18 protein-coding genes and 3 pseudogenes are annotated in these 22,133 nt (G+C 36.1%); 13 read left to right on the top strand and 8 right to left on the bottom strand.

Annotation, left to right across the window (positions count from 1 at the left end; all coding sequences use genetic code 11):
* Nucleotides 1-10: 10 nt before the first annotated feature.
* Nucleotides 11-730, bottom strand: coding sequence for a CPBP family intramembrane glutamic endopeptidase (locus tag QUG14_RS04985; protein WP_289339418.1), 720 nt, complete (start codon nt 728-730; stop codon nt 11-13).
* 212 nt (nt 731-942) lie between these two features.
* Between QUG14_RS04985 and QUG14_RS04980 the strand changes: the two genes are divergently transcribed.
* On the top strand, nt 943-1,800 hold the full coding sequence (locus tag QUG14_RS04980; RefSeq protein WP_289339417.1) for a glycoside hydrolase domain-containing protein: 858 nt from the start codon (nt 943-945) through the stop codon (nt 1,798-1,800).
* A gap of 291 nt (nt 1,801-2,091) precedes the next feature.
* Here QUG14_RS04980 and QUG14_RS04975 read toward each other — a convergent pair whose 3' ends face one another.
* A complete protein-coding gene (locus QUG14_RS04975) occupies nt 2,092-2,694 on the bottom strand; it encodes a nucleotidyltransferase domain-containing protein (RefSeq protein WP_289339416.1) in 603 nt (200 codons plus the stop codon).
* Nucleotides 2,684-2,947: a hypothetical protein gene (locus tag QUG14_RS04970; RefSeq protein WP_289339415.1), complete on the bottom strand. Its 264-nt coding sequence runs from the start codon at nt 2,945-2,947 to the stop codon at nt 2,684-2,686. Before QUG14_RS04970 ends, QUG14_RS04975 begins: the two co-directional genes overlap by 11 nt.
* 308 nt (nt 2,948-3,255) lie before the next feature.
* Between QUG14_RS04970 and QUG14_RS04965 the strand changes: the two genes are divergently transcribed.
* The 6 genes and pseudogenes from QUG14_RS04965 to QUG14_RS04940 all read left to right on the top strand — a co-directional run bounded on the left by QUG14_RS04965 (nt 3,256) and on the right by QUG14_RS04940 (nt 8,272).
* Nucleotides 3,256-3,588, top strand: a complete 333-nt coding sequence (locus tag QUG14_RS04965; RefSeq protein WP_289339414.1) for a nuclear transport factor 2 family protein — start codon at nt 3,256-3,258, stop codon at nt 3,586-3,588.
* A 99-nt stretch (nt 3,589-3,687) separates the two neighbouring features.
* Nucleotides 3,688-3,774 (top strand): annotated as a pseudogene (locus tag QUG14_RS29730) (SEC-C metal-binding domain-containing protein); the annotation flags it as partial.
* Nucleotides 3,775-3,876: 102 nt separating this feature from the next.
* Nucleotides 3,877-4,212, top strand: a complete 336-nt coding sequence (locus QUG14_RS04955; RefSeq protein ID WP_289339413.1) for a DUF1904 family protein — start codon at nt 3,877-3,879, stop codon at nt 4,210-4,212.
* 350 nt (nt 4,213-4,562) lie between these two features.
* Nucleotides 4,563-6,077 carry a spore germination protein gene (locus tag QUG14_RS04950; RefSeq protein ID WP_289339412.1) on the top strand — a complete coding sequence of 505 codons (1,515 nt, stop codon included), beginning with the start codon at nt 4,563-4,565 and terminating at the stop codon, nt 6,075-6,077.
* A gap of 10 nt (nt 6,078-6,087) precedes the next feature.
* The gene (locus QUG14_RS04945) at nt 6,088-7,176 is read left to right on the top strand and encodes a GerAB/ArcD/ProY family transporter (protein ID WP_289339411.1); all 1,089 of its coding nucleotides are present in this window, start codon (nt 6,088-6,090) and stop codon (nt 7,174-7,176) included.
* Nucleotides 7,166-8,272 (top strand): Ger(x)C family spore germination protein, encoded by a 1,107-nt coding sequence (locus QUG14_RS04940; protein ID WP_289339410.1) that lies wholly within the window; start codon nt 7,166-7,168, stop codon nt 8,270-8,272. The genes QUG14_RS04945 and QUG14_RS04940 overlap by 11 nt, the downstream gene beginning before the upstream one ends.
* 106 nt (nt 8,273-8,378) lie before the next feature.
* Here the strand turns inward: QUG14_RS04940 and QUG14_RS04935 are convergent, their stop codons facing one another.
* The 4 genes from QUG14_RS04935 to QUG14_RS04920 all read right to left on the bottom strand — a co-directional run bounded on the left by QUG14_RS04935 (nt 8,379) and on the right by QUG14_RS04920 (nt 12,698).
* Nucleotides 8,379-9,482 (bottom strand): GerAB/ArcD/ProY family transporter, encoded by a 1,104-nt coding sequence (locus QUG14_RS04935; protein WP_289339409.1) that lies wholly within the window; start codon nt 9,480-9,482, stop codon nt 8,379-8,381.
* Complete coding sequence (locus QUG14_RS04930; RefSeq protein ID WP_289339408.1) at nt 9,482-10,561, bottom strand: Ger(x)C family spore germination protein; 1,080 nt, start codon at nt 10,559-10,561, stop codon at nt 9,482-9,484. The genes QUG14_RS04935 and QUG14_RS04930 overlap by 1 nt, the downstream gene beginning before the upstream one ends.
* On the bottom strand, nt 10,551-12,065 hold the full coding sequence (locus tag QUG14_RS04925) for a spore germination protein (RefSeq protein ID WP_289339407.1): 1,515 nt from the start codon (nt 12,063-12,065) through the stop codon (nt 10,551-10,553). Before QUG14_RS04925 ends, QUG14_RS04930 begins: the two co-directional genes overlap by 11 nt.
* 141 nt (nt 12,066-12,206) lie before the next feature.
* Nucleotides 12,207-12,698, bottom strand: coding sequence for an Rrf2 family transcriptional regulator (locus QUG14_RS04920; protein ID WP_289339406.1), 492 nt, complete (start codon nt 12,696-12,698; stop codon nt 12,207-12,209).
* Between the two features lie 202 nt (nt 12,699-12,900).
* Between QUG14_RS04920 and QUG14_RS04915 the strand changes: the two genes are divergently transcribed.
* The 5 genes and pseudogenes from QUG14_RS04915 to QUG14_RS04895 all read left to right on the top strand — a co-directional run bounded on the left by QUG14_RS04915 (nt 12,901) and on the right by QUG14_RS04895 (nt 16,762).
* Nucleotides 12,901-13,344, top strand: coding sequence for a carboxymuconolactone decarboxylase family protein (locus QUG14_RS04915; RefSeq protein ID WP_289339405.1), 444 nt, complete (start codon nt 12,901-12,903; stop codon nt 13,342-13,344).
* A 45-nt stretch (nt 13,345-13,389) separates the two neighbouring features.
* On the top strand, nt 13,390-13,866 hold the full coding sequence (locus QUG14_RS04910; RefSeq protein ID WP_289339404.1) for a DinB family protein: 477 nt from the start codon (nt 13,390-13,392) through the stop codon (nt 13,864-13,866).
* Between the two features lie 272 nt (nt 13,867-14,138).
* Nucleotides 14,139-14,877, top strand: a pseudogene (locus tag QUG14_RS04905) (M15 family metallopeptidase).
* 261 nt (nt 14,878-15,138) lie between these two features.
* On the top strand, nt 15,139-15,426 hold the full coding sequence (locus QUG14_RS04900; RefSeq protein WP_289339403.1) for a peptidase associated/transthyretin-like domain-containing protein: 288 nt from the start codon (nt 15,139-15,141) through the stop codon (nt 15,424-15,426).
* Nucleotides 15,427-15,841: 415 nt separating this feature from the next.
* The gene (locus tag QUG14_RS04895; protein WP_289339402.1) at nt 15,842-16,762 is read left to right on the top strand and encodes a LysR family transcriptional regulator; all 921 of its coding nucleotides are present in this window, start codon (nt 15,842-15,844) and stop codon (nt 16,760-16,762) included.
* A gap of 230 nt (nt 16,763-16,992) precedes the next feature.
* Here the strand turns inward: QUG14_RS04895 and QUG14_RS04890 are convergent.
* A pseudogene (locus QUG14_RS04890) lies at nt 16,993-17,482 on the bottom strand (Rrf2 family transcriptional regulator).
* Between the two features lie 490 nt (nt 17,483-17,972).
* Here QUG14_RS04890 and QUG14_RS04885 point away from each other — a divergent pair.
* Nucleotides 17,973-21,419 (top strand): S8 family serine peptidase, encoded by a 3,447-nt coding sequence (locus tag QUG14_RS04885; protein WP_289339401.1) that lies wholly within the window; start codon nt 17,973-17,975, stop codon nt 21,417-21,419.
* Nucleotides 21,420-22,133 lie beyond the last annotated feature (714 nt).

Raw genomic sequence — 22,133 nt, 5'->3', positions numbered from 1 at the left:
CATTCCAATATTAATTATGATATGAAAAACAAGGGTAGATGCTGTTTGTTTTAAGTGTAATTATTGCATATATTGCCCCTGCAACTGAAATCAATAAACAGAGTGAAATAGAAAAACCAATTGATAAATGGAGTAGTCCAAAACCAACACTTGTAACGAAGATAGCATATCCTGTGGTAGTGGATTCCACTAGAGACGAAAGCATTATCCCTCTCCAAATAACTTCCTCAAAAACTGCATTAATCAGTGAAAAAAATAAACAAAACAATAGTAGCGATTGGATATATTCTACATCCTTTTGAACAATAAAAAACAAATATATAATTCCATTAACGACTATTCCAATCATCCAAAACCAAAATGTATTAACTTTATGAAAAGGTAAGATGATAGGATTTTTCCAATCAGGTTTGTTGTTGTACCAAGAAACTTTTTTATTAAATAAGATATGGGTAAAAAAGATTCCAATCATGATAAAAATAAGAAAAAGGCGATTAAGAATAATTGTTATTTCCTTTGAAATGTTCTTCGGTTCAATGAAATGATTAGAAACAATAAAAATAACATAACCGATTAGAAACGATAACAGCAGCGAAATAATGAATCTCTTTTCTTTATTAATCAATAACAAAATCAATAATCCTATTATTACAATTGAAGAAAAAAATACTTGTTGATGGGAAATAGAAGTAATCCCTAAAAAAAACAAAGCTGCAATAGCAATTAACATAAGAAGTTCCTCCTTTCCACGTGTTATTATTTTGCTCCCATTAGTCCAAACACTCCGTCATATCAATCTTGGGGATTCATTAGATCTTAATAAAACACGTCTAGCCAATGAAATTAGGCAATTTTCGTTCTAAAGGCGGAGGCATAAATCCTTACGCCACCATACGACTGTCCGAATAAATTGACAGTAAGTCAGACGTATGGAGGGGAAGGATGAAAACAGGAAAATTGGTTTGGATTATTTTTCTAAGTGCTTTACTGGTTATCCCAATTCTTTATGTTTTTTTTCATCAAACTAGTATACCAGCAACTACTGAACCTATAAAAGAACCGCAAACTGTAACCGATTCTGGTAAAGAAGGGCAGATGCCAGCACATCCGCAACCACAACCTGAGCCTACACCACCGCCACCACAGGAACCGCCTCAGTTATTATGGGGAGTCGATACCGCAAGTAAGCTAGACCAAGCTTTTTTACAATGTGTAATAGATAACTATGGGAAACCTTCTGTCTTTGGACGATATCTAGAGACCAAAGAAGGGGTTTCGACTGGTTTGACACCTGATGAAGTGGAGCTTCTTCATCAACAAGGGATTAAGATTATCCCTATCTATAACCACTTTACAAACGCAACAGTATATGAAAATGGTGTGAAAGAGGCACAAGAGGCGATTGCCTATGCACAACAGCTAGGAATCCCGGAGGGGAAAGCGATATTTGCAGATATTGAACCAACTTACCCCGTTGATGAGGCGTTTATCCGTGGTTGGGTCGCCACCTTATTAGGGTCGCCCTACAAGCCAGGTATCTACGGGGTATTCACGAATGACAGTACACTTACGGCCGCATATCAAGCAGCCATTACAGTAAATCAAAACGTGCAATCCAAAACGATTATCTGGAGCAGTAACCCGGATCTTGGCGTAACTCCCCAGGTAAATGCTCCAGAATTTCAGCCAGGTGCACCAGCAAACGTGCCAGTTTCCATTTGGCAATATGGAATTGATGGAGAAGCCTGTAATATCGATACGAATCTAATACAATCCACGATCTTAGACTTCTTATGGTAGTGAATAATTAATATTAAAAAGGTAACTAATAGGCGGAGAATTTCCGGCTAATGTATATAGTGGAAGCCTAAGATGCAGACATAAGCGGAGATATTCCGGTTAACTGCTCTAAATAAGACAAAATCCAAAGATTTGGAACATATAAGCGGAAAAATGCCCTTATTTTAAATGATATATAAAAATTTACCAATTTAGCCGGAATTTTTCCGCTTATTTTTCAAACACAGTGGAATCAACATTCAGTTTTAACAGAGCATTTTTATTAGAAAAGCTTTATATTTCCAGGATTAATTATAGGTATTCAATCCAAGTATGACCCTCTGGAAATTGCTTTTGAAGAGAATGCTTAAGCCAATTTTTTTCTTGTGTTGATAGGAAAGGGAGCACGGTTTGAAAATCCATAAAATCTTTTTCTCTAACTTTCGAAGACCCAGCCTTGTATAGAAGTTGAATTTCTGGCTTTAAATAGGGGATGCCAACACTCGTTCTTAAATAGATACTACTCTTTAGTTTTTTAATGGATCTTTCTCTTCTATAGATCCAATTATCATGGACACTATCTAATAACATAATTTGAAAAGACCATGGTGAATTTGCATTCTTACTTACCCATACATCATTTATGGAATCTAAATATTCCCCATCTTTCCAAGGAACGACCTTTCCGCCACCAGCTTTATACAATACCCAATCACTAGATAAAGACTGATAAACATCTTGTTGCTGCTCCCGGTAAATAACCACATCAATATCGCTATGTTCTCTACTTTTTTTACCCAAATGTAAATCCAATGCTTCTCCTCCTGCAACACACCAAAAAGCAGGTATATTAGAGAAGACTTGATTTATTTCTTTCACGAAAATAGGTAGCCAATTAGTAAAATCAGTTCTCAAATGCTACCTCCCATAAACTTTTTGTAATATTTATGGCTTCATGTATTTTCTTTTTTAGCTTATATGTCCCTTTATAAGTTTTTAATGCTTTTTTAACATTCGTCCAACCAATTTTGTATCGAACGGTTTCATCTTTTAAAGAGAATTCTTCATTGTTTTGGTACATTTTTAAAAACCATTCTTTAGATTTTAAAATCTCTATGTTTCTATTAATTCGACCTTCGTCGGGCATCCCCCGAATAATCCCAGCCATTGTTAACCAATACTCTCTAGTATTTCTAAAAGCACCTTTTACCCAGCTTTCAATAGTTTATAACTGGTAAATATTGATAATTTTAGACTATCATATGTGAAGGTTATTGAGAACTGTTAACTTTAAACAATGGACCCACTTTTTTAAAAATGACTGATTTCAAACAATCATTTGATGAAAAGGGGAGATATGTGTGGTTAACTACGATTTATAAATTTATCCATTTTTACGATATAATAAGGGAGAGTGTACCAAAAGGCAGAAGTACTATAAAATAATATTACAAAAAATTAGAAGGGAGTCGAATAATGTCCATTGAAAAAGTAGTCCAACAGCAAATAGAATTTTACAACACTCAAGATATAGAAGGCTTCGCTAGTACATATTCCGACGATATTACGGTTTATACCTTCCCGGATAATACACTTACATTAAGTGGCAAACAGGCGCTAATCGAAAGGTATACTGAAACCTTCAAGAAGAAAATGTTTGCGGAATTAAAAAATCGTTCGATCGTTGGTAATAAAGTCATCGATTGGGAAATTGCAACCAATGGAATAACAGGAGAAAGTATGAGCTTAATGGCTATTTATGAAGTAAATGATAATGTAATATCGAAGGTTTGGTTTATTCGAGAATAGAATGGAAAGGAATATTAACATGTCATTTTTAGAAAAGATTAAACCACACTTACTTAGCAGTGATCCTTTAATCCAAGAAACTGTACTTCATGAAACGTACCTGTAGAAAAGGAACCTAAAGTAGGTCGAAATGATCCATGCCCATGCGGCAGCGGAAAAAAATATAAAAAATGCTGTGGGAAATAAAATAATGGGCTAGTGTTTAATCCACATTTCTCGAGTATAAGAAATAAGAGCCAGGAACCACCAATTTATTAAAATTCATCAGTCAAATCAAGGAGGATTTGTATGCCACATATAATTATTAGAGGGGTTACAGTTGATCAGGTAAAAACAATTAGTACTTTATTCGTTCAAGAATTAGCGGATTTATGTGCATGTGGAACGGACAATTTTACCTTAGAAATTGTCCAATCAACCTATGTGTTTGCTGGTGATGAAGTTCAAGGATACCCATTGATTGAAGTAAAATGGTTCGAACGCGGTCAGGAGATTCAGGACCAATTTGCCAAAATTGTAACCAAACATATTCACGCACTCGGAATTCCTGAGGTAGAAGTCGCTTTCAGCACCTTTCAGGAGTCCGCGTATTATCTAAACGGTAAAAGTTTTGCCTCTTCATAAAGAAAAAGATTTTAAAGTATAAAAATGGCGTGCCATTAACGTCTCCTTTTGTGGCTCTCAATAGTGCCTAGCGAGTATTAGAGTATTTGAAAGAATCCAATGAAGAAACCGACATCCACAAAATCGAGGTAGCACCATAGACATTATAAAATGTAATTTAAAATGACCGACAAATTAGTTGCTATTTTGTTGGTCATTTTTTTTATTTAAGGGTTTGTGAATTTATAATACTATTTCAAAGCATGTAATATATAAGGAAGTCTAGATATATTGTAAAGGTGTCTATATACATATTTGAAAAATTAATAGTAAATAATAGAAATTATATCGGTTAAAAGGAAGGAACTTGAATGGGTCGCTTACGAGCTATAGTTAAAAAGATGGTCTTTCAAGAAAAGACGGATTCTAATCATATAAATAATAAGCATCATTTGAGTAGTAATAAACAAGCTTCTAATGAAAAATCAATTACTAAAGCAACCTACCAAAAGACACTATCAGACTTTGGCGATAGTTTTGATCTTGTTCATCGTTCATTTAATCATGACGAAATCCACATCGTTTATTTAAATTCATTAGTTGATTCCAACACATTAGAGTGGGAAATACTTTCACCATTAAGAGAAATGTCAATTCATAATTTAGAACAATCTTTTCAACAATCATTGTTTAAACAAGAAAATAATCACGAAAAAGTAATAAAAGGAATATTAGATGGTAATGTGTCTATGTTCGCTGGGGAGAATTCCTATCTAATAAATGTTGCTGGATTAGAAGAACGTTCCATTTCACAGTCAGAAACAGAGTCTGTAATAAATGGACCACATGATTCATTTAATGAGGCATTAAAAACGAATGTTTCGTTGATTAGACGAAGAGTCAGAAGTCCCCGCTTAAAAATGATTCAGTTATCTGTTGGAGAAATTTCAAAAACAAAAGTACTTTTAATCTATATTGAGGGTATTGCAAAAATGGATATTGTAAATCAGCTAAAAGAGAGGATTCAATCAGTAAAAGTTGATTCCATCCCTGACTCCAATGTTTTGATTCAAATAATTGATGATTATCAATATTCACCATTCCCACAATTTTATACCACTGAAAGACCTGATGTAGCTGTGGCAAAACTATATTCTGGAAAGATAATCGGACTTACCGATGATAGTCCAAACATTTTTTGTACTCCTTCTAGTTTCTTTGATTTTTTTAAGTCCCCAGATGACTATAATCAACGTTGGATTTTAGGAACTGGGGTTAGAATTCTACGTTACCTAGCCTTATTTATAACATTAATACTCACAGCTTTTTATGTCTCTATATGCACTTATCATTTCGAAATGATTCCACAATCCCTGCTTCAAAGCATTATGCAGTCTAGGAGCAGAGTACCATTTCCGCCTATCATTGAAGCTATATTTTTAGAAATTGTAATTGAACTGCTAAGGGAGGCGGGTGCGAGACTTCCTACTAAAATTGGTCAAACAATTGGAATTGTAGGCGGTATTGTGATTGGCCAGGCAGCTGTTGAAGCAGGGATTACTAGCAATATTTTAATAATTGTTGTAGCAGTTTCGGCCATTGCTTCATTCATAGTCCCAAGTTATATTATGAGTTCCTCCATTAGAATCGTTCGGTTCCTTTTTATTTTAATGGCAGGATTTATGGGGAATATTGGGATTTTTTTCGCTTTAGGTATAATAATCATTCATTTAACAGGATTAACAAATTTATCTTCACCTTATTTTATGCCGATTTCTCCTACCTTTCTCAAAGATTGGATGGAAAGTATTATAAGAGGGCCATTTAATATAATAAAGAAGGGGCAGCCATCGATGCAAAACGATTTCGAAAAAGAGAGGAGTTAATGGTGATAATATGAAGGAACGACTCCATCCGCTTCAAATATCTATACTAATCTATATGATTCAAAATGGTCTAGTCTTGTATAGTTTACCTCGATTAGTTGCGGAAAATTTCGGCACGAATGGCTGGTTAAGTATTATTTTCATTTTCGTATTCGTTAATATTAATATTATGATGATTGCGATCATTTATAAGCTGGGTAAAGGAAGGTCCATGTTTGAAATCATTGAAGTCACGGTTCCCAAATGGGTAATGGTGCCCTTCTATTTGTTTATCATTGGTGTTTGGATTGGATTGGCAAGCATGATTATGAGTGCATATATCTACATATATAAAATGATGTTTTTCCCAGCTTTACCTGCCTCACTTTTTATTATGTTCTTTATTTTTCTTAGTTTTCAATTATTAAGAGGTGGCATCTACAAGATGGCTAAAGCCATTGTAGTTCTATGCGCAATCTTACAACCGATGATTTTTTTGCTATTTTATCTTATTCCAGAATTTGAATTTGCACGTTATACGACTTTCATTTTTAAAGGAGAAACAGATTTTTTTAAGGGGGCACTTGATGTTTATTCAGCCTTTTTGGGTTTTGAAGTTTCTATCCTTTTTTTCCCTATGGTAGAAAAAAAGTGGACAAAGGCTCTTTTTATAGGGAATTTTCTATCCACAATGGTCTATTTCATTATTACCTTTATCTGCTTTGGCTTTTTTAGCTTCGCTCAAATATTAAATGATATATTCCCAGTTATGACATTGTTTGAATATACAGAAGTTGCATTCCTTACAAGAGCAGAAAATCTCTGTTTTTCCGTTTTAGCGTTCAAGATATTATCTATAATGGCACTATATTTCTGGGGAGCTCAGCAAATTTTGGGAAATATGATTAAAAGTATTAAGCCTGATTTTTGGTTATTCATAATACTAACATGTGGATTAATCCTCGCTTTGATCCAAGATTCCTTGGTGGATGTCGAGAAATGGTTAAAGTGGCTGAGTTATTGCGGTATTGGCATTGCTTGGGCATTACCAATTTTTGTGCTATGCATCCTTTTTATTCAAATTCTTAGGAACCATAAGGGGATAAATAATGCAAAATAAACTTACTGTTTTGAACGTATTATGTTGTTTGTTTTTAACAGGTTGTGGAGCAAGTAATGTTATTGAAGATTTAGCAATAATTGAATCTGTTGCCTACGATCTGTCTGAAAGTGGAAAAAATCCAATAAAGACAACGGTCCTTTTTCCAACTGTTTCTAAAGAAGGAAAAGCTGGTACTAAGACCCTGACTGCTAATGGAAAATCATCTCATGAAACCTTCATCAAACTTCAAAATTCAACAAATTTAAAGCTAGTTGGGGGGCAGACTACGATTCTCTTTGGAGAAGAATTGTCAAAAAAGGGACTTATAAAAATTGTTAAGTCGTTTACAAGGGATCCAGAAGTTGGAACTCGTGTTAAATTTGCGATTGTGGAGGGAAAAGGCGAAGAACTACTAAAAAAAAAGATGCCCTCTATTCCAGATAATGCTGAATACCTTTATACGTTCATCGAGAAATTAGGCACACAAAATAAAGTTTTAAATACTGATAAATATCGTTTTTTAAGAGATTATTACGACGATGGTATTGATCCAGTTTTACCAATTTTTTCATATATAGGCGAGAACATTGAATTAAAAGGATTAGGTTCTTTTAAAGGAGATCAATATGTTACACGCCTAACTTTAAGTGAAACACAGATTCTTAACTTTCTAAATGGAGACATTAAAAATGGAAATTTAATGATTAGTATTAATGATGATAAGTCAGGGAAAAATGAGCAACTCTTCTTAAGAAATATTAACTCTAATAATGATAAAAAAGTGAACACTAGTAAAACAAAGAATATGATGGTCGAAGTAATAGTAGATTTAAAAGGAAGCGTCCTAGAATACACTGGTGAAATCGATTTAAGTGAAGAAAAGTATCAAAGACAACTCGAGAAACAGGTTGAAAATTATTTAATTACTAATTCAAAAAAGCTATTAACCAAATTACAAAAATATCAAACAGATCCTATCGGAATAGGAACACTGGTACGTAATCGGTTATCATATGAAAGATGGAACAAGATGAAATGGGAAAAAATCTACTCAAGCTTGAATATTAAAGTTAAAGTACATGTAGAACTGGTTAATACAGGAAAATCAAAATGAGGTTTAAAATAATGCGGTACAACATTATTTCATCGTTATTTTCTTTATCTGAAAAAGAAAAATCCCTGAACAATTTCAGGGATTTTTTCCTATACACAAAAAAGGACTAACCACTTATAATCTTCCTCTTTGAGAAACGATCCTTAATTTGCTTTGAAATAAAAAGCAGAGGTATGTATATATAAATAAATACAAATCCGACATTTGAAGCAATATCACTAACCTTATCTACACTTTCAATATCTTTCAAACTTATGGAAGCAATAATGCTTAAAAGAATAAAAAATAGCAAAGAACCTTTCGGCGGAATTGAAAATGTTCTTTTGGCTATTCTAGTACAAGCCCACATAGATATACACATTGGAGGTATGATGACTAATAGCCAAATAAAAATAAATACATATTCAAATCTTTCCATAAAACTAAAATGGACTATTTTCACCATCATTAGAGTAGCCCATGGTAGCTGTTCAATAACATCTTGATTAAAATAGAGAAATGAAATAAATGTTACGATCAGGTAGACAAGGATCGTATATAAATTTCCGAAGTATGCCCATTTAGGTATTTTTGATGAGCCTTTAATAAAGGGGTAGTACATTAATAACCACTCAAACCCGAGAAAAAGCAAAGTTGAAGACTTTGCAGATAAGAGTATATCCTTGATAGGATGACTGAAAACGGGCAGTAAATAGATGTAGTTCATATGTTTCATGGGGAAATATATGAGTACAAATAATAAAGATGGTAATATGACTCCCCAGAAGCTGAAGCCTGTTAATATACGGAATCCACTTGATACGATATAAAATAACAGAACACCGAATATGATGCTCAGCTGCCAAGTTTTAATTGTCGGATAAACCCATGTTTGTATCACTACAATATACGTTCGAAAAACGGTAAACGAGGCAAGCCAGAAATAGCATAAAACCAGTATGGAGAGCACACTTCCGAAGACCCGTCCAAAACAGTACTGGTGAACAGCTACTAAATCGTTATTTTGGGAATCTAACATTTTAAAGATGATAAAAAGGATGAAATGAATAGAAACTCCCGATATGATTAATGATATCCAGGCATCCTGTTTTGCATATTTACTGATTTCGGCTTGGTAGTTTAAAATGCCAATGCCAGTTTGTGAAGCGTGAACTAAAAAGAAAGTAAAAAAAGTAGATACTTGGAATTGTTCTTTTACATTTACGCTCACTATTTTCCCACTCCAGCATGTCTAATGATTATGTTCGTACTTACATCAAACGTCATTTTAGGGTAGATATTCTTATAAAAGTCATCTTCAGACCATTTTGTATGACTAATACTGTGTATCCTGCCCAAGCCTATAGGATCCACAGTATTTGCTTGGAAATTTTTAAGAAGTGTTGCAGCATCACTTGAAATTGATTTCTGTAATTCATTCTTTATGAGCCTGAAATCGTCCTCATTTTCAACTGACATCCATTCTGGTAAACCTCCTAGTTCTACATTTAGAACTAGATTGATTTTTACCTTTTCACGATTGTTTTCGTTAATAATATTAACTTTATGTTTTCCATAAAGTGATCTTACACCTATGTAGCTGCTTCGACCGTTCTTGGTAAGTTTTAAATTATATACTCCAACTTTATTTCGATCAGTCATTACTTTTAATAAAAATGCCTCTTTAGTTGAAATTTTATATTTTAATTTATCCTCTTTAAATATTCCCACACCATCCACTTTAATTTTTTCGCTAGCGTCTACTTTTAGAAGGGGAAAGGACATATCTATCCCACTTCCAAAATATTGATCATACGTCGTATGGATGTTAGATTCGGGAATACCTTCATTTTTCATGCTTTGGTCGATTAAATTCATCAAGTAAAGTGGACGCTCATTTAATGTGTTTTTGAGTATTTTGCTCGGTGAATCATTAGAAATGACAATCCTGACAAAGCCAACTTGAGGGTCTTTACAAATGGTATCCAGGATTTGAGCTAAACCGAATGAACTTAATTTATTTCCAAAAATAATTACCCGTAATTGCCCCATTTCTACTTTATATTGAGATTTATAACCAAGTTCTTCACGTAAATTAGAAGGATTCGTTGCAACAGCAGAAATTAAAGAAGACGTATTACCTTGTTGATAATCAGGATAGACTACAATACCTTTTAACAGTTTCTTCTCTCGGTCGAATCCAATATTATGCATTAAAGATACCTCGTCAATAATATTTTGAGGTACACATCCAGACAGGAGTAACGATAAAACAACAAAACCAAATTTCACAATAGTTTTATTCGTCATTAATATCCTCCTTCTTTTGGATTTTTTCATTTTGTGTATATTTTATTGTATCTTTAGCTTTCAAAAAATCCGGCCTTTTGTTGATTTGACTAAAAGGAGAACGAATAAAACTATCTTTAAAATTATTGCGCCGAAACGGATACAAAGGAACCATGTAAGGAGTATCAAACGATTTTAGTTTAAACAAATGACACAGCAGCGCGGCAAAACCGATCATAATACCTAAACCGCCCAGCAAGGATGACAGAATGATAAAGGGAAATCTTAATAATCGAATCGTGTTGGACATAGACATTGTTGGTGTAGTAAATGATGCTAGCGCTGATAAAGCGACGATAATTAATAAAATATTACTCGTCAGTGCTGCGGCAACTGCTGCCTGCCCAATGACAATACCTCCAACAATTCCCAATGTTTGTCCTACCTTTGTAGGCAATCTTGCGCCTGCCTCTCTTAATAAGTCAATCGTCATTTCTAAAAAAAGAACCTCTAATAACGGTGGAAATGGTACATTTGCTCTGGACTTTATGAGCGGACCTAGTAAATCCGCGGGAATAACTTCAAAATGAAACGTCACAACCGCAACATAAATAGAGGAAGAAAAGATTGAAAAGATGATACCAAATATTCGGATTAAACGAAAGAACGACCCAATAACCCAGTTATAATAATAATCTTCTGAAGCGATAAAAAAATCGAGTATGGTAGAAGGCCCGGATATTGCGTGTGGTGAACCATCACAAAATATGACGACTTGGCCAATAGAAAGTGTGTAAGATATTCTATCCAGCCTCTCGGAAGAAACATAAAGCGGAAAGGGAGTGTTTGAATTATCTCTTATGATTTGGTCAATGGCAGAAGAATCCCAGATAATATCAAAATCGATTTCGGAGATTCTTTTTTTGACGGTTTCTATATGTTTTTCATTTGTTATGCCATCTAAATAGACAATGGTAACCCTTGTTTTTGACAATGTGCCTAGAACAAACTCTTCAGTCGTTAATAAGGGCGATTTTAACTTACTTCGAAGTAAAAGTATATTCGTATCCAGGCTCTCAACAAACCCTATTTTCGGACCTGTAACACTAAACTCATTTTCCGTTTCATTCGTTTTTCTAATCCCTTCAGATAAATTGCTCACGTTTACTAATAGAAATTCTTCAGAGTTATTTTCAAATGAAATAAGTACATATCCTTGATGAATTTTATCTTCGATTTCTTTTGCGTCCTGAGTGCTAATTACATCTTCAAGAGGAAGGTTATTTTTGAAATGATTAATATCGAAAGAGTGGTTTTTCTGTTTTTCACATTCATTTATATAGGGTAGAAATACACGTTCCATCGTCTTATGTTCGATAAGAGTACTGAAGTATAAAATACTTATTTGGACTCCTGAAACCTGTTTTTTTATTTCTTTAAAATCAGATGATTTCTTTGCTTTTTTCACTATTTCAGCAGTGGTTTGATTTTCAGCAGGGTTCTGATCATTTTTTTTCTTTAGCATAAACAAATGTGCTCCCTAAATTGTTGTCAATACTTATTATTTTACTAACTAAAGATTGTATTCACTTTCACATTTTTATAATTGCAATATAAAAAACCTCTCGCAGGATTCTCTTAATGTAAGAATCTAACGAGAGGTTTTTTAATTGTTGCTCTTTGAAAAGAATTTCCGAGTATCTTCACGGATTTGTTTAGGTAAGACAGTATCAAGCTCCTTATTTAACCAGGCAAGTGTTTTACTGCGCAGGAAATCACGCATTTTTTCCTCTGCAGAGAGCATAACTAAATTAATCGTACAAGAGGAGGGAGCCGAACAGCAATTTTCTCGATACAAATAACCATTATCTTTAATATTTTTACATTGAAAAATCGGTTTAGGACCTTCAACTGCTTCAATTACATCCCAAAAGGATATTTCTTCTGGAGACTTAGATAGTCTATAGCCACCCTTAACCCCAGGAACTGACTTAACAATACCTGACTTTGATAATTTACTAAAGATTTTTGAGAGATATGTATCAGAAATTCCTTGAAAAAAGGAAAGTTCCTTTATTCCAGTGGGAGAATCCTCAGGAATATCAATTAAATAAACGAGGCAATGAAGTGCATACTCAACGCCAATACTATACTGCATACCAACACCTTCTTCATAAATAAAAAGTAATTCCTTCCATTTATCTTAGAAATGTTTGATTTCTTTGTCAAACAAAGTTTTGTTCCATTTTTCTCTCTTGAAAGAAGGGTTGACATAATAAAATAAATCACCTATATTATAGACAGTGTTAATCGCCGATTAACATTATCCATAATTGAAACGTCATAAGGGGGAAATGATAGTGAAACAACGTATAGATTATTACAATGCAGCACCAGATGCACTTAAGATCATGATGGAAATGGAAAAGTATACGAAAACTACTGGCTTAGACCGTAAACTTCGTGAACTGATAAAAATTCGGGCTTCTCAAATAAATGGGTGTGCTTATTGTATCAACATGCACACTGCCGATGCTAGAAAAATGGGAGAGACGGAGCAACGGTTATTTTGCCTTACTGCTTGGAGAGAGTGTACATTTTACACAGATGCTGAAAAAGCAGCTCTTGAGTTGACAGAGTACGTGACATTAATCGCGACAAAACGAGTACCAGATGAGCTTTACCAAAGAGTTCGTGAACACTATGACGAGAAACAGTATGTTGACCTCGTTCTATTAATTAATCAAATTAACAGCTGGAATAGAATCTCTATTGCCATGGGGAATATAGCTACTGAAAAGTAAAATTAGATCAATTAAAAAATCTTATTGAAAAAGGGGACAAACATCATGAATGAAAATAAGATTTTTGACCTATTTGAATATGCTCGTAACGCTACATTAAAGGCGGCACAAGACATAACGGAAGAAAACGGTGACATCATCCCAAATGGATATCCAAATTCACTACGCTGGCAGTTAGGTCATATTTATGTTGCTGTTGAGGGAATTGTCTTTCATTTTGCAAACGAAATTCCAAACCTGCCAGAGGGATATATGAACTTATTCAAAACGGGGACAAAAACAACTGACTGGAATACAACTCCGCCTTCAATAGAAGAGCTAATTTCATTACTATCTGAACAAGTAAATCGTGTAAAAGAAACGTTTGCAGGGAGACTCGATGAAAAAATTGCAAACCCATTTACAATGGGATCATTAAAACTAGAAACCATTGGTGAACTTCTTTCTTACGCTTCATTCCATGAAAGTGAACATATTGGCATAATAAAAAGCTTAAAAAATGCTCTTAATGTAGAAAAATAGATAAATATATCAATCACAATGGGTCTTTTTAAAAACGAGAGTTGACTTTATTCAATGCAATTGGCAAAAAAACCTTTTAAATAATATATTAATTTTTTTTGGAAAAGAAAAGACCAGTTGGTCTTTTCTTTTCGGATTTATATACAAGTGATTTAAGATGTTCTGTGTGAACATAAATTATGACGTTTTTTTGCGACTCCGATTCTGATAACAGATATAACTTGCTTTGTAAATTATTTTTTTGAAAAAAAATTCGTAAAGGAGAAAACACATTGAAAAAAATACTATGGGTTGTTTCTATAATGCCGCTGATTGTATGTGTTTCCTTGTTTGGTCTCTCCTCCTTTTCAACCTATAATTTTTTACCAGATACAGACAAAAAGCCAGCAGAGAAGCCTGATCAAACGGTTGATAGTATTAAAACGAGCGCTCCGGATAGTAGTCCTGTATTGGTAAACAAACAAAACAATCTTCCAGAGGACTTTGAGCCAGTGGATTTGATTGACCCTTCCATCCCTTTTATTTTTAATGAGAAGTCAGAAAAACGAAAAATGAGTGTCGAATCCGCTGGAGCAATTGAAACATTGTTCACTGCAGCAAAAAAAACAAGGTGTGGAGCTGCTTGGCGTTTCAGCCTACCGATCACACGAAACCCAAACGGCATTGTTCAATCACTATGTGGAAAAGGATGGCTATGAGAAAGCCCTTACCTATATTGTGCCGCCTGGAACGAGTGAGCACGAAACAGGGCTCGCGATTGATGTGACTGGAGGAGACGGCAAATGTGCGGCAGAGGAATGTTTTACAGGAACGAAAGAGGCAAAATGGCTGGAGGACAATGCAGCCCAATTCGGCTTTATTATCAGCTATCCGAAGGGCAAGGAAGCCATTACCTGCTACCAATACGAGCCATGGCATCTTCGCTACGTGGGACCAGAAATCGCCAAAAATATCACGAACCGCGGTATTACCTTGGCAGAATACTATAACGCGATTCAAGTTAATAACTAATCTGTACTTTGATTTTCTGTATAGTATCATCAAATTGTTATGTGTTTTTCCTATGATTAAATAGTCAGTTTTTACCATCTAATTTGTTAATCACTTCAATCAAAAATCTTGTATTGTTAATGTTTTAGAATACTTATACTATTGTGTAGTCTTTACCAAATACAAAGGAGGTAACGGAAATTCGTACCTGCAGTATAAGCAGTGGTATGATTTTAGTCCAGATGGGTTGGGTGGTTCATCAAAAAGAATTTCAAAAGCTTTGTGTTAGCTCCAAATTCAACATTCGTTCAAGATACCAATAGTCAGCCAAACGTGTTACCAATAGGAGCACAGGTAACACTAGTAGACTCTGGATACTCAGTAGCCACGAATCCAGAAGATGGAAGCTTTTCTATGCCGCATAAGTCAGGGGAATTCACTCTTCGTGCTGAAGCCTATGGTTTTCAATCTAGTGACCAAGCTGTTTCGATTCCAAAAGACGTTTCCGTCGAAGCAAACTTAAATCTTAAACCAAGTGAATACAGAATTGCCTGCCACGGGCTCAACTAGATTTCAGGTAGCCGTATATGATTCCAAGAGTGCAAACGGGGCTCCTAGAAAAAAAATCGCAGGACCGCTTGAGGCAGTGCGCGTACTGATGGGGAATGGACTCATGTGGATTTAGCGGATAAAAACATTTTTGTTCTGGAGATTTCTATTTAGTCTATATACAACCTGACGCCTCTTCAGCAGGTACATCACCAAGTCTATATAGTGATCATAATAGCCCTTTTCATACCCGAAATTGGTTATTTGAAGATTCAAAATGGGCCCACGTTACAAATCCAGAATATGGAAACATGATATTCGAGCTGTCATGAACAATGCAATCTCTGAACCTATCATTGGAACACCACAAGGTAGAATAGTAAGATAGATAGATTGAAAGGTATCAAATAGTAAGGGGAGTAAGGGGTGAAAAATCTTGGAACTGAGACAATTAGAATACTTCATGGCCCTATGTAACGATCTTCATTTTACAAAGACTGCAGAAAAACTAAGAATTGGGCAGCCTACCTTAAGCTATCAAATGAAAGCGTTAGAGGATGAACTGGGTGTTCGTTTATTTGATCGTTTAGGAAAAAAAATAGCAATCACGGAGGCTGGTGAAATTCTCCATAAACAATGCAAAAAAATGTTTGAAAATTTACATTCTGCCACCGAACAAATAGAGGAGCTGCAAAAGGTGAAGAGAGGGAAATTAGTGATAGGGGCACTGTCTGGTGACTTAAGTCTCATAGCCTCTAAGGTTTTGCTAGAGTTTCATGCTAAGTACCCTCATGTTCAGATCCAGTTATTTTCGATAGATGATGCGGTAGAAAAGGTAAAGCAAAACGAAATTGATTTGGCTCTAACCTTCATGCCAAAACCAGATGATAGTTTTATCCATATTCCTTTATACCAGGATGAATTCTTTTTAGTCGTGCAAATGGATCATGCTTGGTCTGATAGAGAGGCAATTGAGTTTCGTGAGATACAGAGTATTCCGCTTATATTAAATCCCATCGGTCATTGTTTTAGGAAATTACTAGAGGAAGCTTGTCTATTTGCGGAGATTGGTCTCCAACCTATCATTGAATCAACCGATACGAAGGCGATATTGGAATTAGTCGAGGAAGGGATAGGGGCTACCATCCTATCCGGTAAACTCTTTTTATTGGAAAATAAAGGGGATTTAAAAGCTATCAAAATAACAAATCCAACTTTTATCAAGGAAGTGTCCATTGTCCACCATAAACAAAAATTTATGGGTACAGCTGCAAAAGGTTTTATCGAAATATTAATGAATTTTATAAATGAGAATGAGGCATTAGCGGAGAGTTATAAAGAAACACAGTTATCCTAAGCTTGACAATAGAATCCGGCAAAAAGTTTTACCAATTTAAAGTTTAGGAAAAAATACTTCAGATACTCATGCACATACAGAAATAATGAAAAGAGCTAAAAAATGTTTCAGGAGTAGAAGTATTGTATTGGTTGTAGTTATCAATAGTCTATTGAAAGATTTGTTTCCTTGAACAAGGAAAAAACCTCTCTAAATTCCTTTTAATTAAGGGATCTAACGAGAGGTTTGTTTTATTGGTTGCTCTTCGAAAAAAATTTTCGAGTTTCCTCACGTACTTGTTTGGATAAGGCACAATCCAGCTCTTCGTTTAATCATGCAAGTGTTTTACTCCTCAAAAATTCACTCATTTTTTCTTCAGCAGAAAGTATAACCAAATTGATAGTACAAGAAGCACCTGGGGAGCAGATATTTTCCCTATACAAATAACCATTATCTTTAATATTTTTACACTGGAAAATTGGCTTAGGACCTTCAACTGCTTCAATTACATCAAAAAAGGAAATTTTTTCTGGGCTTTTAGCAAGTTTATAACCACCCTTAACCCCAGGAACTGAACTTACAATATCTGCTTTTATAATTTACTAAAAATCTTGGAGAGATATGTATCTGATATACCTTGAAAAAAGGAAAGTTCCTTTACTCCAGTGGGAGAATCCTGGGAATATCAATTAAATAAACGAGGCAGTGTAAAGCATACTCAACTCCAATACTATGCTGCAAAAAAACTCCTTCTTCATATATAAAAAGTAATTACGTGAATTAATCTTAAGAATCTTATATTTCTTTGTCAAACATACTGACATTATTAATCGAAACAGGTGAGTGCTGAAATTTATTTTACAAGATATGCGGTCTGTTGTTAAGGAAATAATAGATTTTTTTCCGCCGATAAAAATTTTACTAGTTAAGTAATGATCCTTTATTAACCATCTATAATCTTGATTAATTCAATCAAAAAAGTTGTATTGTTAAATTTTCAGAATACCAATACTATTGTGTCTAGTAGTTTATAAATTTTATAGGAGGGATTTTAATCAAATTGTAAACTACTACTTAGTTGATTAGAAAAGTTAAAAATTGAGAGGAGTTCACACCACCTTTGATACTGGTTTGCACTCTTCGGGTTCCTTTGTTCTATTTTGATAATTGGGAGGAACAGGTAGATTGTGTTGATTGATGTGTTTATAAAGTTTATAAAAGGAGGGTTCAAATGAAAGGGTTAAAAAGGAGAAAATCGAATTTAGTAGCTTTTTTGATGATATTTCTTTTACTAGGAACAGTCTTCCCTGTAAGAGGGGGGGCGGTTCAAAACGGAGTATCAAATCCAATGGAAGGAAAGGTGGATCCGAAAGTAATACAGGCCTTTGAAAATAACAAGTACACGAATGTGATTGTAGAGTTAAAAAACCAAGCGGATGTTGGACAAATTGCTAATCAAGCTCGGGAAGAGGCTAAGAAAGGGAAGGCTACCCGCTATCAAGAGAAACTCCGCGTCCGTTCAGCTGTTGTGTCAGGACTACAAACGAATGCTGAACTAACACAGTATCATATCAAGGATTTTATTCGTCAAAAGAAAATTGAAGGAAAACTGAAAGATGATCAATCTTACTACATCGTAAATGCGGTTTCATTTACATCCACGAAAGATGTTTTACAGGAAATAGCAACCTTTCCAGAAGTCAACCATATTTACCTAAACGAACGGCAGGCTTCGCCTAAACCGAAGACATCTGTAGTTCAAAAATTAACAAGTGAGCTATCTTGGAACTTGGAAAAAATTCAGGCAAAAAAAGCATGGGAAAATGGGTTGGATGGATCAGGTGTCGTAATCGCAACGCTTGATACTGGGGTGGACGTAAACCATCCGTCGCTTAAGAAGCAATACCGAGGACTCAATGCGGATGGCACCTTTACACACACTTTCAATTGGCTGGACTTGGTGGGGGATAGTCCTATTCCAATTGATGAACATGGACATGGTACACATGTGACAGGGACAATGGTTGGCTATGACCCGGAAACAGGCACGCGTACCGGAGTGGCTCCAGGGGCACGCTGGATTGCTGTTAACGCATTTTCAGAAAACGGGGCGCTGGATACAGACTTGCTAAAAGCAGGAGAATGGCTTCTTGCCCCACTTGATGAAAAGGGAACTCCTCATCCAGAGATGGCACCGGATATTATTAATAACTCATGGGCTGGCAGTTCTACCTTGAATGACTGGTTTAGATCGGTTGTCAAGGCATGGGCGGCTGCCGACATTACACCGGTTTTTGCCGCAGGAAACGACAGCAATGGGACACCCGTTGGGCCAGGTTCAATAACCAATCCAGCTAATTACCCTGAAACCATTGCAGTTGGCTCAACAGATTCAGAAAACCGAATCTCATGGTTTTCTTTGAGGGGGCCTTCTCCCTATGGCGGCAGTGAAATAAAGCCGGATTTGGTTGCACCAGGGGAAGAGATTTTCTCAACCCTGCCAAATAACGAATACGGGTTGTCATCGGGGACCTCCATGGCTGCACCACATGTATCAGGCGCCATTGCCATCTTAAAGCAAATGCAGCCAAACATACCAATCGAAAAACTCAAAGAAACTCTGTATGCCGGATTGAATCCTTTATCAGATTTAAAGTATCCAACTTCCCCAAATGACGCATATGGGAGAGGGATTCTTGACCTAACAGGTATGGTAATAAGCGGTTCTAACGGCGTCGGCAGTCTTGTAGGAAAAGTAGGTTATAAAGCTGTCGATAAAAAGAAACCAGTCGCGAGGCATGAGCCTCTTCCCTATGCTTATGCTAATGCACCTTTGAAACTCACTGTACAAGCCTCTGACGATTTTGCAGTTTCAACGGTGGAACTTCATTATCAAGTTGACAGAGCACCAGAGCAAACATCAAATGGCAATCTTTTTAAAGGCAACTTTAAAAGCAGTTCCTATTCAAGTGAACTTCCTTTAGAAAAAGTAAAGGGGAAAGAAATTACTTATTACTGGAAAATTACGGACTATGCGGGAAACAGTACGGAAACCGTCCCTGTTCGCCTACCGCTGAAAGAAGGGTTGTCGGTCGGGTATGCAACAGACTTTGAAACATCACCTGTAGGGTGGTACAGTACAGGTAGAAACAGTTCGTGGAATTGGGGGAAGGTCATGCATACGTATTTGGAGGTGCCTTCTGGGACCAATGCCTACGCGACCGCGAACCCTGACTGGAGAAATACCGATGCGAACTGGAGTTATAACAATAACGAGGAATCCATGCTAGCTATGCCTCCTATTCAAGTCAAGAAAGGAGAAGCGGTATTCCTAAACTTCAAACAGACCTTTGGCCCTTCTATCAACTTATTCCGAGGATGGGATGATTGGGGACAAGTGCTCGTTTCTGAAGACATGAAGAACTGGCATGTGGCTAAAACAAACGATGAGCACTTAGAGACAAAATGGGAAGCCATTTCGGTCGATTTGTCTTCCTTCTCAGGGAAAACTGTTTATGTAGCTTACCGTTTCCATTCCGACAGTGCGGAAACAAATTTAGGGTGGTACTTAGATGATGTTTCCATAGAAGACAAACCTTCCGGCAATGTATATCAACCCGCGCAATCAACGATAGCATTTGAAACATTCGAGGAGTCTACAAGGCTACAAGGCACCCATGAAAAACAAGTTCTCATCCCGCTCAGTGCGCAAATACAGATTGTTGAAAATGGAAGGCTTGTAGATAGCGATCCAATGGATGGTAGCTTCAGCATGAAGCTCCCTGCAGATGAATACCATCTACAAGCCGAGGCCTATGGGTTTAACCCAAAAATTCAAACGGCGAGAGTAACGAAAGATGCTTCGACCATTGTAGATATTCAGTTATCCCCGTTAGATAAAGGCGCCGTCAAGGGAACTGTAAAGAACAGCGAATCCAAAAAAACGATTAAGGGAGCAACGGTGAAACTCATTGAAGACGCCGCTGTCGCCCCGGTAAGAACAGGTGCAAACGGCAAATACTCGCTTAACCCTTTTATAGGAACATACACACTTGAAGTGAGTGCCCCCTATTTTCATACCTACAGAGAACGGATTGAAATTAAGGGCAATTCCATCCGTTCAATTGATATACACTTAAAGCCTTATATAGGTACAGAAGGTGAAATCAGCTATGATGATGGCTCAGCTGAAAATGTCTTGTTGGTATCTGGTGCGGACGAGGCCGCAGTAAAAATGTCATTGAAGGATGGACAGGACCAAGCATTGCTGACCGCCGGCCTGTTTTATATCGACCCACGCTGGTGGAATCCGGGTGGTGAAAATTTTCAAGTTGATGTGTATGATGCCACTGGACCTGAAGGTGGCCCTGGAAAGAAATTAACGGAATCCATTTCTGCAAAATCGGATGTCGTTCCTGGCTGGGTCAAAGTAGATCTTGTCCCTTACTCCATTTACGTTCCGAAGGAATATTTCCTTGTATTTAGCACCCAATATCCAGATCCATATATACCGACCATTGGATTTGATCTGAGCAGCCCGTTCTCAGACCGCTTTTGGAAGCTTTACAAAGGCGAGTGGTATAAAGTAGAGGAAGGGTCGGCGATTGGACCATTTGCAGCAGGTTTAGATGCATCCAATCCGATGATTCGCTCCGTCGTTTCATATGAAACCAAATAAAAATCTATAAACCTGGAAACATTGAGAGAAAAACGAATCAAGTTCAGGTAAAATGGCTTGAAAGTTTCCTAGACTTTGTGCACCATAGAAGACATGGAAGGAACGTTATATTATGTAACCTTTGAAGATCAAAATTACAAATATACTGACGCCGAACTCTTCGAAACGAAGCGAAGCGGAATATAAAGGCTGGTAAAGATATCGGCATCAAGTGGAACGATATTTACATCGCATTTGTAAACGCTGAAACCGGGGAAATCGTTTCTACTGAAAAAAATCCAACGGCACCTAAAGGAGCTAATTAAATCACAACGAATCACCCTTGTAGTTTTCTGGGGACATGGAACCTTGGGTCGTATAAAATTATACGACCCAAGGTTTTTTTTTGAAGTATATCAGTCTATCTGATAGCTTTTCCAACCATTCAGGAATCATCAAAGCTTAAAAATTGGCTGTTCACGATAGCGGCAAATAAATGCCGTGATTACTGGAGAAAGGAAAATAAGACCAAGCAGTTTTGGAAGGAGGCGGTTTATTCTTACTCAGCTGTGATGGAGCCGACACCTCTTCTTGAAGAAAGAGTTTTACTCAAAGACTATGCCAGCCAAATGGCTAAGAAAGTCAAGACCTATGCAATTAAAAGGAATCCGCCTAAGAATGGGAAATTTCGTTCTATTTTGCCGCATGTCTGCATCGACCCAAAACAGTAAAATG

It is taken from the genome of Neobacillus sp. CF12 (assembly GCF_030348765.1).
In the GTDB taxonomy this organism is placed as follows: domain Bacteria; phylum Bacillota; class Bacilli; order Bacillales; family Cytobacillaceae; genus Neobacillus.
Note: the sequence above shows the minus strand (reverse complement) of the source record. Positions and strands in the feature narration are given on the sequence as shown.

Excerpts from the sequence above, each read along its gene's own strand:
- QUG14_RS04985 (WP_289339418.1), bottom strand. The coding sequence starts at position 730 with ATGTTAATTGCTATTGCAGCTTTGTTTTTTTTAGGGATTACTTCTATT.
- QUG14_RS04980 (WP_289339417.1), top strand. The coding sequence starts at position 943 with ATGAAAACAGGAAAATTGGTTTGGATTATTTTTCTAAGTGCTTTACTG.
- QUG14_RS04970 (WP_289339415.1), bottom strand. The coding sequence starts at position 2,947 with ATGGCTGGGATTATTCGGGGGATGCCCGACGAAGGTCGAATTAATAGA.
- QUG14_RS04965 (WP_289339414.1), top strand. The coding sequence starts at position 3,256 with ATGTCCATTGAAAAAGTAGTCCAACAGCAAATAGAATTTTACAACACT.
- QUG14_RS04955 (WP_289339413.1), top strand. The coding sequence starts at position 3,877 with ATGCCACATATAATTATTAGAGGGGTTACAGTTGATCAGGTAAAAACA.
- QUG14_RS04950 (WP_289339412.1), top strand. The coding sequence starts at position 4,563 with ATGGGTCGCTTACGAGCTATAGTTAAAAAGATGGTCTTTCAAGAAAAG.
- QUG14_RS04945 (WP_289339411.1), top strand. The coding sequence starts at position 6,088 with ATGAAGGAACGACTCCATCCGCTTCAAATATCTATACTAATCTATATG.
- QUG14_RS04940 (WP_289339410.1), top strand. The coding sequence starts at position 7,166 with ATGCAAAATAAACTTACTGTTTTGAACGTATTATGTTGTTTGTTTTTA.
- QUG14_RS04930 (WP_289339408.1), bottom strand. The coding sequence starts at position 10,561 with ATGACGAATAAAACTATTGTGAAATTTGGTTTTGTTGTTTTATCGTTA.
- QUG14_RS04925 (WP_289339407.1), bottom strand. The coding sequence starts at position 12,065 with ATGCTAAAGAAAAAAAATGATCAGAACCCTGCTGAAAATCAAACCACT.
- QUG14_RS04920 (WP_289339406.1), bottom strand. The coding sequence starts at position 12,698 with ATGCAGTATAGTATTGGCGTTGAGTATGCACTTCATTGCCTCGTTTAT.
- QUG14_RS04910 (WP_289339404.1), top strand. The coding sequence starts at position 13,390 with ATGAATGAAAATAAGATTTTTGACCTATTTGAATATGCTCGTAACGCT.
- QUG14_RS04885 (WP_289339401.1), top strand. The coding sequence starts at position 17,973 with ATGAAAGGGTTAAAAAGGAGAAAATCGAATTTAGTAGCTTTTTTGATG.